The organism is Dyadobacter ginsengisoli DSM 21015, from assembly GCF_059568735.1.
Window position 1 is genome coordinate 929,980 of the sequence record NZ_JCANTY010000001.1, and the last position, 15,742, is coordinate 945,721.

At 51.6% G+C, this 15,742-nt stretch carries 12 protein-coding genes; 3 read left to right on the plus strand and 9 right to left on the minus strand.

What is annotated here, in order from left to right; genetic code table 11:
- Positions 1 to 34 precede the first annotated feature (34 nt).
- The 9 genes from BP71_RS03210 to BP71_RS03250 form a co-directional block, all read right to left on the minus strand.
- Entirely contained in the window at positions 35 to 2,266 is a 2,232-nt protein-coding gene (locus BP71_RS03210) for a TonB-dependent receptor (RefSeq protein ID WP_496376535.1), read from the minus strand.
- 104 nt (positions 2,267 to 2,370) lie between these two features.
- A complete protein-coding gene (locus BP71_RS03215) occupies positions 2,371 to 3,096 on the minus strand; it encodes a LytR/AlgR family response regulator transcription factor (protein WP_496376537.1) in 726 nt (241 codons plus the stop codon).
- Positions 3,093 to 4,109: a sensor histidine kinase gene (locus BP71_RS03220; RefSeq protein ID WP_496376539.1), complete on the minus strand. Its 1,017-nt coding sequence runs from the start codon at positions 4,107 to 4,109 to the stop codon at positions 3,093 to 3,095. Before BP71_RS03220 ends, BP71_RS03215 begins: the two co-directional genes overlap by 4 nt.
- 110 nt (positions 4,110 to 4,219) lie before the next feature.
- Complete coding sequence (locus BP71_RS03225) at positions 4,220 to 9,232, minus strand: Ig-like domain-containing protein (RefSeq protein WP_496376545.1); 5,013 nt, start codon at positions 9,230 to 9,232, stop codon at positions 4,220 to 4,222.
- 65 nt (positions 9,233 to 9,297) lie between these two features.
- Positions 9,298 to 9,606 carry a DUF6916 family protein gene (locus BP71_RS03230; RefSeq protein ID WP_496376547.1) on the minus strand — a complete coding sequence of 103 codons (309 nt, stop codon included), beginning with the start codon at positions 9,604 to 9,606 and terminating at the stop codon, positions 9,298 to 9,300.
- Positions 9,588 to 10,085, minus strand: a complete 498-nt coding sequence (locus BP71_RS03235; protein WP_496376549.1) for a GNAT family N-acetyltransferase — start codon at positions 10,083 to 10,085, stop codon at positions 9,588 to 9,590. Before BP71_RS03235 ends, BP71_RS03230 begins: the two co-directional genes overlap by 19 nt.
- A 48-nt stretch (positions 10,086 to 10,133) precedes the next feature.
- Positions 10,134 to 10,649 carry a phage tail protein gene (locus tag BP71_RS03240; RefSeq protein WP_496376551.1) on the minus strand — a complete coding sequence of 172 codons (516 nt, stop codon included), beginning with the start codon at positions 10,647 to 10,649 and terminating at the stop codon, positions 10,134 to 10,136.
- 45 nt (positions 10,650 to 10,694) lie between these two features.
- Positions 10,695 to 11,213: a phage tail protein gene (locus tag BP71_RS03245; protein WP_496376553.1), complete on the minus strand. Its 519-nt coding sequence runs from the start codon at positions 11,211 to 11,213 to the stop codon at positions 10,695 to 10,697.
- 51 nt (positions 11,214 to 11,264) lie between these two features.
- Positions 11,265 to 11,774: a phage tail protein gene (locus tag BP71_RS03250; protein WP_496376555.1), complete on the minus strand. Its 510-nt coding sequence runs from the start codon at positions 11,772 to 11,774 to the stop codon at positions 11,265 to 11,267.
- 537 nt (positions 11,775 to 12,311) lie between these two features.
- Here BP71_RS03250 and BP71_RS03255 point away from each other — a divergent pair.
- The 3 genes from BP71_RS03255 (at position 12,312) to BP71_RS03265 (ending at position 15,564) form a co-directional block, all read left to right on the plus strand.
- The gene (locus BP71_RS03255; protein WP_496376557.1) at positions 12,312 to 13,673 is read left to right on the plus strand and encodes a glycoside hydrolase family 140 protein; all 1,362 of its coding nucleotides are present in this window, start codon (positions 12,312 to 12,314) and stop codon (positions 13,671 to 13,673) included.
- Positions 13,674 to 13,787: 114 nt separating this feature from the next.
- Complete coding sequence (locus BP71_RS03260; protein WP_496376559.1) at positions 13,788 to 14,360, plus strand: RNA polymerase sigma factor; 573 nt, start codon at positions 13,788 to 13,790, stop codon at positions 14,358 to 14,360.
- A gap of 118 nt (positions 14,361 to 14,478) precedes the next feature.
- Positions 14,479 to 15,564, plus strand: coding sequence for a FecR family protein (locus BP71_RS03265; RefSeq protein ID WP_496376561.1), 1,086 nt, complete (start codon positions 14,479 to 14,481; stop codon positions 15,562 to 15,564).
- The last annotated feature ends 178 nt before the right edge of the window (positions 15,565 to 15,742 follow it).

The following is a 15,742-nucleotide window of genomic DNA, read 5'->3' on the forward strand; positions in this document are numbered from 1 at the left end:
TGGGTGACTTTTGACTTTCAACTCTTGAACTCCATTAGCCTCCGTCGAGTAAGTCTTCGGTCCGGTCGATGCCCAGGCTCATGAAGATGCCAATGAAGTAGAGACGGGTGGCCGGGAGGGTGATCGGGGTTCTGAACTGCCCGTTGTAGGCGTAGTTGTAGCCGAAGATCTGTTTTGAGCCGAGGAGATTGTTGGCGCCGAACGCGATACCGGAGTAGTCTTTTACCTTCGACTTTTTGAAAAAAGTCATCAGTTTTGTCACGTGCAGGTTCAGTACATTGTAAGGCTTCGCCGTTCCCGAGTCGTAAATGCGGGTGCCATGGTCGTCTCCTGCGCGGATGTCATAGTAAGGGCGGCCGGAAGCGTAGGAGTAGGAGACGTTCACACTGGTATTGCTATTTTCAAAGAACCGTTTGATCGCGACGGTGAAGGTATGCGGGGTGGTGAACGACGGGCGGATGCTTTCCGGATAATTGAGATAATTCCGTTTGGTATCCAGGTAGGTGTACGTAACCCAATAATCGAGGTTTTTGACCGTTTTCTTGTCCCGCCAGAAGAGTTCCAGGCCTTTGGCATACCCGTCGCCGCTGTTGGAAATATCGGGTTGTGTTTTGATCAGGCTTTTGTACTTTTTGTAGTAGAGCTCCGTTCTGAACAACCGGTTGTTGGCTTTTTTGGAATAATTAAGAACATAATGCTCGGCACGGGAAAAGCCGAGGTCCCGATTTTGAAACAGATACTGGTTTTCGGGCTTTTGGTAGAAAATCCCGTAAGCGAGGTTGAGCTGCTCCCCGTTTCCGAGGCGGTAAGCGATGCTCAGCCGCGGAGCGATTACGGCTTTCCGCAGCAGCGACGCATACTCGGTGCGAAGCCCGGGCCGGGCGGCCATATGTTCGCCGATTCGCAGGTCTCCTTCCACGAAAATGGCTGACAGATGGTCTTTCAGGCTCATAACGTTTCCATTGTAAACCTGCCGGTCGCCGAAATAAAATGTCTCCTCGCCAAAACGCAAGGCCTGGTTACGACCGAAAGTACGTGTCAACACGGCCCGTCCCTGCGCGAAATGAGAGCCGACTGAAATGTCGCTGTTTTTGGTCACGAACGGGACATGCGGTAGGGTAACAGGCGTGTTATTTTCGGTGAGCAGGCGGTTCCGGATCGTATTTTTGTCAAATGTGTACGCCATTCCCGCATCGACGCGCCAGTCGGCTCCTAAATCGGTCCGGTAGCTTAATGTGCCGTAAATATTGGGATTGCGGAGTTTAAAATCGGTGCGGAGCGACGTGCTGTCCACATCGGCGTTGCGCATGCCGATCCTACTTTCGGCAATGGCCACGTAGCCCTTCACCATCCCTGTTTTTCCGGTTTTGAACCGGACATTCGCATTGCCGTTGATGTACTGCGGGCCCTGGTAGTAGTCGGGGCGCTGCCTTACAACCTGGTTGTACAAATGCTGGTTGCTGTACCCGAATCCGCCGCCGTAGCTGCTTCTGCTGGATTTCGACAAATGCTGGAACCCGGCCCCAAGGTTGGATGGAAAAATGCTGAAATTGGCCGAGCTTTTTTCCGGAAGATCAATGCTCTCCAGGATCAATGCACTGCTCATCGCCTGTCCGTACAGGGCTGAATAGCCGCCTGTATTGAACAACACTCCTTTGAAAAGGAACAGGTTAATGCGCGCCGGCTGCATAATCCCCGGCACGGAGGCGTAGTTGGGGTTTTTCATGAGCGTACCGTCGACGAACATTTTGGTTTCCTCATTGGTCCCGCCCCTGACAAAAAGACCTTCGCGCTCGCCGATCTGCTGCGAACCGGGCAGAGATCGCAATGCATTGGAAATGTCGCCGCCATTGCCCGCTACCGTGTACGCGTCGATGGGCGTGAGCGAGGCACCTTTGGCCTTGTCGCTTGCTTCGAAGCTCCCCGCGCTTACGGTGACGGCCTCGAGGGTGTTGGCGGCGTCTTCCAGGACTACGGAAAGCGTCAGCGCAGTGTCCGCCACGGCAATTTTTTGTGAAAATGGCTTGAATCCGAGGGATGTTACCAGGAGCGTCTGGTGGCCCCTTTGCGAAAGTATAAAACTGAACTTTCCGAGACTGTCGGCGACAGTACCGGTCTTCGTCCCCCTGATGCGCACATTCGCTGACGGGACCGGGTCGCCGAGCGGGCCTGTGACCTCGCCGCTGATGCGGGTTTGCCCACGCGCTGCCAGTGAGAGCAGCAGTCCGGCGACCAATAGCTGGGTTGTGAATACGCTGGTTATCATGGCTTTGTTTTTTTTGACCAAAGCTATGGTGCATTTCCGCGCCGTGCAGGTGAAGTAGACCAGCCGGGGAGAGGCTGCGACGAAACCGTCGATTGTCGCGACGACTAATCCTGTCCCGTGTTCAGAAATTTGCGGATATTGTCTTTGAAAGAGTCACTGACCGGGATTTCATGCGGGCCGATCATCACGAAATCACGCTTGATGGCTGTGACTTTTTGGGTGGCTACGAGATAGGATTTGTGGGTACGGATGAATGCGGGTTCCGGTAGTTTTTCTTCCAGGGCCTTGAATGTAATGCGGGTTATGACCGGTTTGGGCGTTGAGGAAAGGTGTATTTTGACATAATCCTTCAAACCCTCCACCCAAGCGACGTCTGCCACCTCGATTTTAACCAGCGAATATTCCACATTTACAAAAAAATCAGGTATTGCCGCTCGTCCGGCCACAGCAGCGGATGGCTGGTGTTTGAGCCGGAACAATTCATAAGCCCGGTTACACGCTTTCAGAAAGCGCTCCATGCTCACGGGTTTGAGCAGGTAGTCGACCACATTCAGTTCAAAGCCTTCCAATGCATATTTATCATAGGCTGTCACCAGGATTACCAAAGGTGGGTCCGGCAGGGTTTTCAGGAACTGAAGCCCGCTCAGCCGTGGCATCTGGATGTCGAGGAAAAGCAGGTCTATGGATTCGTTTTGCAGGATTTCAATAGCTTCCAGTGCATTGCGTACAGTTTTAACGAGTGTGAGATAAGGTACCTGCCGGATATTGTCCGCAAGCAGTTCGAGTACCAGTTTCTCATCGTCCACAGCCAGGCAGCGCATCGTGTTCATAAGGTAAGATTGAAATGGACCTGAAATACATGGTTGGAATCGTCGATGTGCAGCTGATGCCTGCCGGGGTAGAGCAGCAGGAGGCGTGTGCGTACATTGTCCAGTCCGATACCGGAATTGTCGTCGACGGCATTCCCGGGGCTGCTGTCGTACGGATTGGTTACTTTGAGGCTGAGCCGCTTGTCGGCGACCGATAAATCGATGTCGATATAAGGATCGTCCAGCCAGGAAGCGCCGTGCTTGAATGCATTCTCGACGAAGGGGGTCAGCAGCATCGGTTCAATAGGTAATTCACGGGCCCCGGCGTCTATTTTTACATGCATTTCAATCCGGATTGAGTCCGAAAAACGCAGTTTTTGCAGCTCTATATAGCTTTTTAGATAATCGGCTTCCTGCTGTACGGTCACGCGCGAAGCCTGTGTGTCGTACGTCAGGTAACGCATGAGGTCGGATAGCCGGATCAGGGCACCTTCGAGCCGGTCAGATTTTTGTCTGGCCAGCGACACCATGTTGGTCAATACATTGAAGAGGAAATGCGGGTTGATCTGCGACCGGAGGAATTTTAGCTCGGCACTCATTTGCTGGGCCTCATGTTCTTTCCGGATATGTTCTTTCCGGATACTATCGATGATGCGCCTGTAGACTATGCTGGCTACAAACACGAAAAGCGAAGGGGCAAATACAAACTGGCCCGATCCGCTTATCATGACATCGGGGTACCAACGGGTGACGAGCTGGTATTTGATCATAAATGAGAACGCGATCAGTAGCATCGCCGCGGGCACATAAAGCCACCACCGCCAACTGTGGGCCAGGTTGGGATAGAGGTAGAATGCGTTCACATAGAAAATGCCGGCGTGGATCACGCCTGCGATCGTAAAGAAAGAGCCGGGTATGCCGCCAATGCGGTATTGCTGGCTGGCCGACGATAGCAAATAAGGAAGCAACAGGATAACCGACCATATGGCGATATGAATTGCAATTTCACGTCTCTGCGCTTTCGTTGTAGCCATTTTGCATGGTAGAAAAGCCAAATATAAAAAATCAGGCGGAGAGAAACTCCCCGCCTGATACCGTTAACCTAAACAACATTTCGATTAAGAATGCATATTGGTGTCGTATTTTATCGGTTGATCAGCACTTTGCGGTTCGTAACCTCGCCATTTTTGTGCGTGATCGTCAGAATGTACATGCCTACAGGCAGGTTCTTCACGTCAATGCTTTTAGAAACATTCTTCCCTGAGCGATATACCGAAAGTCCGGTCATGCTGTGCAGTTCAACGGATTTGACCTGGTTCCAGTCTGTGCTTTTCAGGTTCAGGACTTCTGAAACCGGGTTAGGGTAGAATTCGGATCGCAGCGCGATGTCGCTGAAACGGACATTGATGACCTTGCTGTAAGCGAAAGTTTTATCCAGATCCACCATTTTCAGACGATAGAAATTGTCACCATCCATTGGCTTCTTATCTGCAAAGGAATAGGAAACCAGCACGTAACTCTCGGTTTGTGATTTCTGGGTGCCGATGGTTTCCCATTTCTTGCCGTCGGTGCTGCGTTGAATTTCGAATCGGTCGCTGTTGGTCTCTTCTGATGTTTTCCATTTCAGGGAGACGGTATTTTCAACTCTGGCTCCGGAGAAATCAACCAGCGTCACAGGCATCGCACAGTTTTTGAAAGCTGTCAGAGTGGCCTTGCAAGTTCCCAGGGTGGCGGTAATGATCGCTGTTTCATTGGTTGGAATACCGGTTACCGTATTGCCATTTACGGTTCCCTTGTCGGTTGTGATCACCGAACCGGCCGTCGCAGTGAAGAAAACAGTATAGGTATTCAGATCGGGCGTACACGAGTACTCGGCGCCGGAAAGGGCGATGGTAGGGACTTCGTTTACGTCGATGGTGGCTGTTTGGCCTGCTATCACTGTGGATGCACCACCCGCACCGCTCACGTTGGTGAGGGCATATGCAAATGTTCCCAGAACGCTGGTCGGTGCGTTGACAGTCGCCGTGGTATTTGCCCCGGTTGTCGTTACCTGCTGATCTGTGCCTCCATTGATCTTGTAAGTGAATGTGAAAGGCGCGATACCGTTGACTGCGGTGAATGTGATAACGGGTTGCGTATCATTCTGGCAGACGTCGGCGGTTCCGGAAATAGTCGCTGTGAGGTTGTTAGCCACGGTGATGGTGGCGGTCTGAGCCGACGGAGGAGTCCGTAAACAGGATTGTGCATCCGTTACGCTCACGAGCTCGTAAGTGAATGGCCCGACCGTAGTAGTGGGCTGGCTTACCGTAGCCGTTGTCTGAACACCAGTGGTTGAAACCGTCTGATTACTGCCGCCATTTACCTTGTAAGTAAATGTATAAGGCAGGGTACCGCCCGTTGCTCCGAACGTCACGACCGGCGCGGGTGCTCCCTGATTGACGGTAGTGGTTCCTGTCAGAGAAGAACCCGTGATCTGATTGACGGTCAATATCGCGGCCGCAGAAGTGACATTGTTACATGGATTCGAAATAATACATTGGTATTCAGACTGGTTATCGGCGGAAGGTACATTGGTAAGTGTCAATGTCGCATCATCAGCAGTTGGGTTTGATCCCACCGTAATGTTCGAGAATGAACCACCGAATGGTTTTTTCTGCCATTGATACGTCACGCCCGCTTGCGAAGTGGCTACGGTAAACGAAGCACCCGCACCTGCGCAGATCGTTTGTGCATCAGGCTGGTCTGTTACCGGCGGTATCGGGGTTGGGGTTACCGTTACCGTGAACGAGCAGGTAGGGGCGGTTCCAATGCCATTTGATGCGGTTACCAGTACGGTAGTCGGGCCGGCCGGGAATGCGTATGGGAATGTGATCGGGTTGCCGCCTACGGTGTAAGAAATGGTAGGTGCCGGACATCCATCTGCGGTGGCCGTGAATGTTTGTGTGGATGTACAAGTTCCCGGGTCAGGCGAGAATGTCTGGTTGCCAGGGCAGAAAGTGATGACCGGCGTCGAGGTCACCGTTGTAACCGTCGGGTTATTAGAGCCTGCAACGTCTGGGTCGTCTGTCAGCACATTGGCGAAATTGCTGCCCGAAACAGTGCCCTGTGTCGAAAGCTGGCAAACCGAAGCCGGAATGTTATTGTTGATTGTGACCCTAAACTTGATGGTCGTGCTCTTGCCGGCAGGTAACGTGAAACCGCTTCCTGTGCCATTTACCGTTACGGTCTCACCAGCCTGGGTTGCCTCGGTTCTGGCAGGACTCGGAGAAACGGGCTCGGTTACCTCATCGATAACGGGCACGGCCGCAGGTGTTGCGATTGCGACCTCAGGTTTTGCTTCGGTGGCTGGCGTTGCGATCGCTACGTCAGTCTTTTGCTCTTCGACAGAAGTGGTTGCAGGTGCGACCAACCCTTTTTCTTCCAATACTTCGACAACGCCCTCGCGGCCGAAGACGAGAGCACCCGGCGTCGCACACGTTGCGCCGAAGGTAAATGTTCCGGGGCCGCTTTGAAGGGCCCGGCCTGTCGGTGTATTACCACCATTATCCCACACGCTCACAACGGTAGCACCGCTTCCCTGCGAACGTATTGTGGAGCCGACATTGCCGGACCGGGCACGATAGGCGAAGTTGGTAGGCACCGAGAGTGTGACGGCATTGCCGTTCACATTGGAGCAAATTATGGCGTTGTTAACATCTGGCAGTGCAGCGCCAGGTGCATTTACGTCGATACCATAAAAAGCGACAGGCGTGGTTAACTGAACACTATTGTTGAGAAACGTAAAGTTACTCGTGGAGCCGCCCCTGACGTTTGAGCTCGTGCTGATACCATGTACGTTCTGCACATTCGTAACGGTGTTGCCCTCGATCAGGACGGTAGCCCTCGCTTGGTTAGCACCCGCGATGACACCCTCTGTCGAAACGACAATCCCGGATACGGCATTAGAGCCAGGTAAGTTGTTTGTTGTATTGTTTTTGATAGTTCCCTCGACAAAACCGTTCGCCCCTGCAAACGAGTTGATCCCGATTCCGCCGTTGTGCTTCACGCTATTGCTTTCTATATTGTATTTCGCCGTGGCGTTGTTGAATGCAGAAATATCAATCCCCCGACCTACACCACTGCCCGGATCGACCGTAGCGTTTTTGATTTCGGCTGTCATCAACGCGTTATCATTGGCAAATACTTCAAAACCGGCAGTCCGGCAGTTCAGGAATTTTGAATTGTTCTGAACCTTTACCTTCATATTCGAAGTACCGTAACCTATCACTTGCAGACCGGCAGCGCCGTCAGCATCCTGGAATGTGGAGTTGTCGACGGTCAGCAATGTCATATTGGTACTGAAATTGGCGAAATAAGCTACACGGCCTCCCGGATCGGTGAAGGTTGAATTCATGATCGTGTTGGTGCCTCCGGTATTTACTGCAAAAATACAGCCTTCGAACGTGTTTGCGGGCGAGCCCGACGAGCCGACAGAGCCATTGGTGAAATTGAAATTACTGGAAGCCCGAAGGTTAATACCTTCCTGAGCTACCGTTCCGCTGATGGCAACGCGGTCCATCGTCAAGCCATTTGTATTGAATGCATGCACTGCTGCGAAGGCACCTGAGTTGTCCATGTCGGTCGGAGTGCCTGATGGCGTAGTACCGTCATTCTGGTTGGCATTCACCAGGTTCATGTTTTTGAGCGTGATGCCGGTGGTATTCAGCAATTCGATACCCCGTTGCGCGATATTCTGGATAGTTCCCCCGCTTCCGGCGGTAGTTCCGCTGCCCGACACCTGGAAAGTCCCGGCGGTACCGGAAATGATCATCCCTTTATTTCCCCCGTTTGCATTTACCGCCGTAAGGTTTACGGCGAGGGTAATACCGCCCGAAATGTCGAGTGCCGGTATATTGGTACTGTTGTTCGCTGTCAGGGTTCCGGAACTGATTGTAAGGCTACCGGTAACAGTCGAAAGCTTGATCGGGCTGACGGTGCCACTGGAAACGGTGGACGATACCTGGCCGAAAGTAGCAGCCAGCTGTTTGTTTGAAATATTAAGCGCGGAGCCGGTGCCGGTCAGGTCGATCTGGCTTGCAGTGAACAATCCGGAAGCGCTACTCAGAAATTTGGCACCGGAGCTGTTGCCGATATTGAGCCCCTGTACGGTGGCTATGCCCGACAAGGTGAATACATTGCCGCTGGTATTGGTAAGGTCAGGGCGGGTGCCGTTAACCGGTGGAAGCAGGTTGCTGCCGCTGGGAGCAGAAAGGCCTGTAAGGGTGAGCAACGTTGATCCGGCGGTGCCTGCCCCTTGCCCGAATACCTTTTGGTTGTTACGGACGGTGATGCCGCCGTTGTAGGTTCCGGCGTAAATGAATATAAAATGCCCGTCTTTGGCATGGTTAACGCCTCCGTCATTGATCGCCTGGAATGCGTTCAGCGTATTGAACGGCTTCGCCAGTGTTCCGGTACCGCCAGCCGCAGCACCATCGTCGATGAACCAGATGGCGCTGGTCACGGTAATGCTTACCGTCGCCGTGGAGGTCATCCCGGAGCCATTCTGGATGTTATAGGTGAATGTGTCGGTACCGATGTAACCCGCCGCAGGTTCGTAGGTGAACGCCCCGGTAGCGGCTGTAACGGTGGCGGTTCCGCCATTGGCACTCGTGATGGTCGTCGAGCCGCTGAGGCTCAACGCGGTACCGGCAGGGCTCACGTCGTTGGTGAAGAGCCCCTGACCCGCATCTATATTGATCCCAACGTTCCCGATGGTCGAGTAGCTGTCATTCACCGCGATGGGGCTAGCTATCACAGACCCGGGAACCAGTGTGGTATTGATGTCGATCGTTTCGGTGAATGTCGTTCCGGTAGCCGGATCGGGCCCGCCGTTTGCGATAACTACCGTGTATTCAAGCACACCACCTGCGGTAGCGCCGCCACTGATGACGGCGTCGGTGTTTGTAGCGGTGATGCTCGGTGCGAGGAATGCCCTTGCACCCGATTTTTTCCGTGCCCTTGCAAAAGGCACTTTCTCTTGTGATTTTTTGTCGGACTTGCTTTCCGGTTTCGCCACCCATTCATGGGGAGTTGGCGTGTCGCCGGAACGCTTACTGACCATTTCGGCCCCCGACGCCAGCAAGGCCACGCCTGCCAGATAGAAGTAGAAATTTCTCATGGTCTCAGTTTGAAGAATAGGTTTCGAATCATAGGACTAATATTGAGGTGACCGGGACAGCCCGGTTAAGAAAAAACAGCTTCGTAGCGCGTGCCCAGCGGATCCTGGGCTATGGGAACCAAAAAAATATCGAGGTATTTCCCGTTCGGGTGAACCACCCTGAAAACCCCTTGTGCAATAACCCTGTGATCGCCATTGGTCCGAAATTCCACTGAAAATGAGCTCCTTTCGAGGGGAGTATAGCCATTCAGTTCAGTTACGGCCACAATGGTGGACGGCAGGGAAAAATTTTGTGCGAAATGGATTACGACCGGTTCGCCGGTCAGGGCCCGAAATTCTGCTGCGGTTACCTGGCTTAAATCGTATGTTTCCATTCCATTAAATGATAAACTCCATTGGTTTCACTGATTTTTTTAAATCCAAGGCGGGTATACAGATTCTTGGCCGGATTAAAGGCTTCTACATGGATAGTGAGCGGCCTTTCCAGGTCTGCTGCCCTGTTCATGAGATCTTTAAAAATAGCCCGTCCCAATCCGCGGTTCCGGAATTCGGGCAGGATACTGATGTCAATGATCCGCATACCCCTTCCTTGAAAATTCTCGTGGAGGTAAAGCCTCCCGATGGTTTTGTTTTCAAATTCAATAACCCAGAAATCGGCACCGATGTAATTTTTCTGATAGTATTCGTGCTGCGCTTCGAACTGGCTTTTCAAGAATTCCTTTTTCATGAGATCAGTCCAGGACGGAACCCTCTCCATCTCTGCTTCCCTTGTACTGGCATAAACTTCGCTGAGAAAAGGAGCGTCTTTTGACGTAATCGGCCTTAATGCAAGAGCGGTATTGGTAAGCTTCATTGTTTATCGATAATCAGAAAAATAGGATCAAATGCCGATCAGTGCCTGTCAGGGGCGCTGCGGGAAAACACCTTGTAACGCGATACAGAAATTCACGGTTATATAGGGCATCATATTATTGTGCGGCTGACTGCCACCATACAGCGACAGGGCCTGGAAGTGCATCGTCGCATTGGGTGCCCCGGTGGCATAAATACTCCCCTGCGTGGAAAATCCGAGCGCACTGCCGGCAGGCGTCTTGATTTCCGCAGCTTCCGGTGCTGCATTCATCGTGTGGGTATGGAACGGTATTTCGGTTTGAAGCAAGGTCACATTTTCCACACCCGACATCTCTCCAAGGTCACGGAGCGAAAGTCCCGGACCCTGGCCGGGTTGCATGGGTGAATTGCCCTGCATATCGGGCAACGCAAACGTGGATTTGCCGTCACCACCATAAGTGGTTCCTAACAATGAAAACAATGCTGTGTTCTGCGAGATGGGCATCAGTTGTCCGTTACAAAATGCCCAGCCGGTGGGGGGGAAATTGAAAGGAAATATTCTTATCTCTGCTACGAATGGATCCATTTTGATTGATTGGGTTTGAGTTTTATAATAGCCCGTCGCCGGAGCCTACGTCTGTGATGGAAATATCCCGAACAGGGATATGATAAAATTGATGCACAAAAAAGGCTGCACATTCGTGTGCGGCTGACTACCACCAATCGGATTGATTGCCTGCGGCGCCATCGGTTGAGCGGGCGTGCTCACAATAAAGGCGTTTGTCGTGCTGGAAGTCCCGATAACGGCGTTTTTGGGGCTTGCCACATCGGCACCATTGGCGGACGCCAGAAAACCGTGCGTATGCGATGGAATCTGCTGTATTGTGAGGGTGACGTCTTCGGTTCCGGCCGCTTCGCCGATGGTATAGGTGCTGCCGCCTGCGAGGCTGCCTTGATGGACGGGCAGGCGTCCCTGCATATCAGGCAACCGGAAAGTTTCCTCGCCGTCGCCGCCGTAAGTTGTTCCTATCAATTGGAAAAGGACTTCGTTTTCAGATATTGGGAGTGTCTGTCCTTCGCAGAACAACCACCCGTTAGGTGCGAAGTTGCCTGCAAATAGTCTGATTTCTCCCACATAAGGCTGTGCCATACACTTTGGGGGTTTTGTTTTGGTTAAAAGAATAGAATTAGCTTCCAGACGCTAGTTACGGCTCGGGAAAATACCTTGCAGCGCAATGCAGAAGGTGATCACCAGGAAAGGCTGCAGGTTATTGTGTGCCTGGCTTCCACCAACGCTCGAAAGAGTCGCGGGGTTGAGCGCTCCGAGTGCACCCGGGACCGTCGAATAAAAGTTGTTGGGCAAAGTGTTGGCCAGATAGGCGCCCGTAGGGTCATTTAAATTCGAAGGGCCCGAATCGATGGCATTAACAACATGGTTGTGCTGCGGCGTCTCCTGCATCGTAATCGTGTGAGCCTCCTGCCCGGCCTTCTCGCCGAGGTCATGGCCGTTGCCAAAGTGAATGGGCACCCTGCCGCGGAAATCCGGCAATGCGAAATTGGTCTGCCCGTTACCACCATAGGTAGTTCCCAACAGGGCAAACAATGCCTGATTCTGGTTGATCGGGAGAAGTTGCCCGTTGGCAAGCGCCCAGCCTTTTGGCGCGAAATTGAAACTTACCATCCGGATCTCAGATAGAAATGGTTCTGCCATAGAAAAAATAGGTTAGATTGATGGATTACGTAAACACTGACTATGCGCTGCCGGCAATGGGCAGATGTCGACGAAGTGTAATTGAAATACGCGTTGATGGGAAGTGTTTTCCCAGGGCAGACTTGATCCGATCAGGAGGATGCCCGTAAAACAGCAATGGAAAATGCAGAGGATGTAGAAGTTTTTTTCATAGAGAGAGGACGTCGGTTCAGGTTTGTAAAAATAGTACTTCAATATTAACGATATATAATGATTTTAAGGAATGATCTTACTTATCGGTCAAATATTTTCTACATAAGTGATCTACAATTTACTTCTACATTTTCTTGTAATATATTGATTTTTAATTAGTTAAATAAATTTTTTGGAAGTAAAAATTTATTTAACGGAGCAATATTTTGTAGACATGCTCGAATAGTGATAAGATACCAGAACACAGGACCAAAAACCGGAAACAGATAATAGGTTGGCCGGGTATTAAGAATCGCAGGTGCCTGTCTTTGAATGCTAATCAGGTATACTTATAAAAGTACTTCTATGAGACCGGTAAAGGCCATCGTAATTGCTATCCTCTGTTGCATCCAGGTGAAAGCGCAGACTTATACACTCAGTGAAAACAAGCGATACCTCGCGAAGGATGGGAAGCCTTTCTTCTGGCTTGGAGATACGGCCTGGGAGCTCTTCCACCGGTTAAACCGGGAGGACGCGGACTATTATCTTCAGAAAAGAGCAGCACAAGGTTTCACCGTGATCCAGGCCGTTGCACTGGCTGAATTCGACGGTTTGGAGGTACCCAATCCGTATGGTGACAGGCCATTAACAAATAACGATCCCACAAAACCAAACGAGGCTTATTTCCGGCATGTCGACTATATCATCGACAAAGCCGCGCAGCATGGTCTCACGATCGCCTTTCTTCCTACCTGGGGAGACAAGGTTTTTAAAAATACCTGGGGAAAGGGGCCTGAGATCTTCAACGAAAACAATGCGCGGATCTATGGCAAATGGCTCGGAAACCGATATAAATCCAAAACAAACCTGATCTGGGTCCTGGGCGGCGATCGCCAGCCTAGGAAGGATAGTCGTGACGTTGAAATCTGGCGGGCAATGGCCGCTGGAATTGCGGAAGCGGCAGGAGGGAACGACAAAGTGCTGATGACCTACCATCCGCAGCCCAACAAGGAAGGGGCGAGCGAGTGGTTTCACCAGGACGAGTGGTTCGATTTCAACATGTTCCAGACAGGGCACTGCCGGGATTCTCCGGTGTATGAAAATATCCAGAGATCCTACAACCGCGAACTCGTGAAACCGGTACTGGACGGGGAGCCTGTATACGAAGACCATCCCATTTGTTTTAATGCGAAGGAAAATGGGATTTCGAGTGCTTATGACGTGCGGAAATCGGCATATCTGGATTTGTTCGCGGGTGCTTTCGGACATACCTACGGGTGTCACGATATCTGGCAAATGTACTCGCCCGACCGGGAGGCTGTAAACGGTCCGCATGTGTATTGGCAGCAAGCACTGGACCTGCCGGGAGCGACAGAGATGAAATTCGTCCGCAGACTGATCGAATCCCGCCCGATCACCGACCGCGTGCCGGATCAGTCCATAATTGTCGAAAATGCATTAATAGCCGCCGAACGTGTTCAGGCGACGCGGGGAAAAGATTACCTTTTTGTGTATTCTGCGAGCGGCAAGGCATTCTCGGTTAATCCCGGTAAAATATCAGGTTCACAGCTGACAGCGTTTTGGTACGATCCCAGAAATGGCAAGGTGAAGGACGCCGGGAAGGTCGATCAAGGTGCGGTGAATAAGTTTATGCCGCCTACATCGGGTTACGGCCACGACTGGGTGCTGGTGATTGACGATGCTGCCAAGGGATATGCGAAGCCCTAAAAATTGCCGCCTTTCTGCTGATGGTCTTGGAAATTTTGCAGTAATTCGGGGTTTAATTTTACTTAATAAAGAAATTGGATAACCCCAGGGCACTCAACTGCCCGCTTTCGGACCATGGAAAAGGATCTGGCACGCTGGAAAAGATTCAAGGATGGCGATGTCGACGCTTTCGAAGCGATCATCCGGGGGGAATTCCGTGCCATGTTCGAATACGGGACCCGTTTTGTCCACGACCGTGATACGCTGAACGACTGTATCCACGACCTGTTTGCCGCGCTCTGGGACCGCCGCCGGCACATTGCCGACACCGACCAGATCCGGCCTTATCTGCTTAAAAGCCTCCGAAACCGCTTGTTAAAGGAAAAGGAACGCGCACAGGCCCTGACCGGCTTTGATCGTACTCATGACTACCCGCATGCGGATGAGGATGCGGAAACGCGTATGATCAGCATCGAAACAGCAGACGAACGTCGCAAGCAGGTGGGATCGGTGCTGCATAGCCTCACGCCCCGGCAACGGGAGATCATCCACCTCAAATTCTTTGAGAACCTTTCGCATGAGCAGATCGCCGATGTGCTCGACATTTCGCGGCCGGCGGTCGCCAACCTGCTTTCCCAGGCCCTGAAACTCTTCCGGGCCAAATGGCATACCATTTTGCCTCTACTGATCGTAAATTTATTTATTTGATAATCAGGTATTTGTGTTTGTATTGGAACTCTTTTAGAAAAAATCTTCATTTTTTTGATGATGATTCCCGCATTCGCAGATTATCCTCCTGTAAACACCACAATTATGGTGTTTTATTATGAAATACTATAAAGATTACGATCTCGAAGATTTCCTGCAGGACGACAGTTTCCGGCTCTGGGCAACAGGACAGAGTGACTCCACTGAAAGTCTTTGGGAAGAAATCGCCCGTCTCTATCCCGATAAAAAAATCATTATGCAGCAGGCCAGGGACCTGATCCTGACGTGGACGGAACATATCGCCATCGTAACAGATCAGCAACTGGAAGACCAGGTACAGCGCATCCTGCACACGACGCAGAGCGGCGCTGAGGAGCAGAACGACGTGTGGCCGCTCCGGCGTTGGCTGTCCGTAGCGGCCGTGATGTTGCTGGTTACCGGGCTGGGATGGACACTCTGGCTGAAAACCGGAAATGAACGGACGGCAGTATCTCCCGGTCGGCATTATGTACTCAAAACCGATGCTGCCATGAAGGAAGTCGCCAATGCGACCTCGAAACCTATGACTGTGAGACTACCTGATAACAGCCAGGTAAAGCTGGCCCCTTCGAGCCGTATCAGTTATTCGGAGTCGTTTGTTCAGGACAAAAAACGGGAAGTGTATCTTTCCGGCGAGGCATTCTTTGACGTCACCCGGGATCCTCAGAATCCTTTTTTTGTGTATGCCAATGGTTTGGTGACGAGAGTTTTGGGAACCAGTTTTTTTGTGAAGGCTACGGATACCAATGTGGAAGTGCTGGTGCGTAGCGGAAGGGTGTCGGTACTGCCGCTGAAAGATATCGAAAATCCAAAGGAGCAAAGTACCGAACTGCTGCTCACCCCCAATCAGCAGGCCATTTTCTCGGTCAAAGACAACATTATTTCCAAATCCATTACCAATATGCCGCTGGAATTGATTAAGCCTGATCCGGAAGCAGGCTTTGTATTCGAAAACCAGCCGGTGAGTAAAGTGTTCTCCGCATTGGAGAAAGTATATGGCATACCGATCATCTACGATGCTGCCGTGATGGAGGATTGCTCGTTGCGCGTAGAGCTCAGCAACGAACCATTCTTCACGAAGCTCGATATCATCACGCAGACGCTCGGGGCGTCATACCGGATCAGCGACGGCCAGGTCGTTATTTCCAGTGAAGGTTGTCATTAATCCAATTGAACCCCTAACCCTTTAACCCCATCCTATGAAGAGAACCTGATAGCATGCAAAAAGCCGGGAACGGGTCCAGCGTTACCGGCTTTGAAAAATTCCTCTCCATTAAGCAAAACTTAAAGCCCCCGAAAGGGAGCGAGGAAGGCCTTTGTCGTTTGTGAACACCAAAAAACCA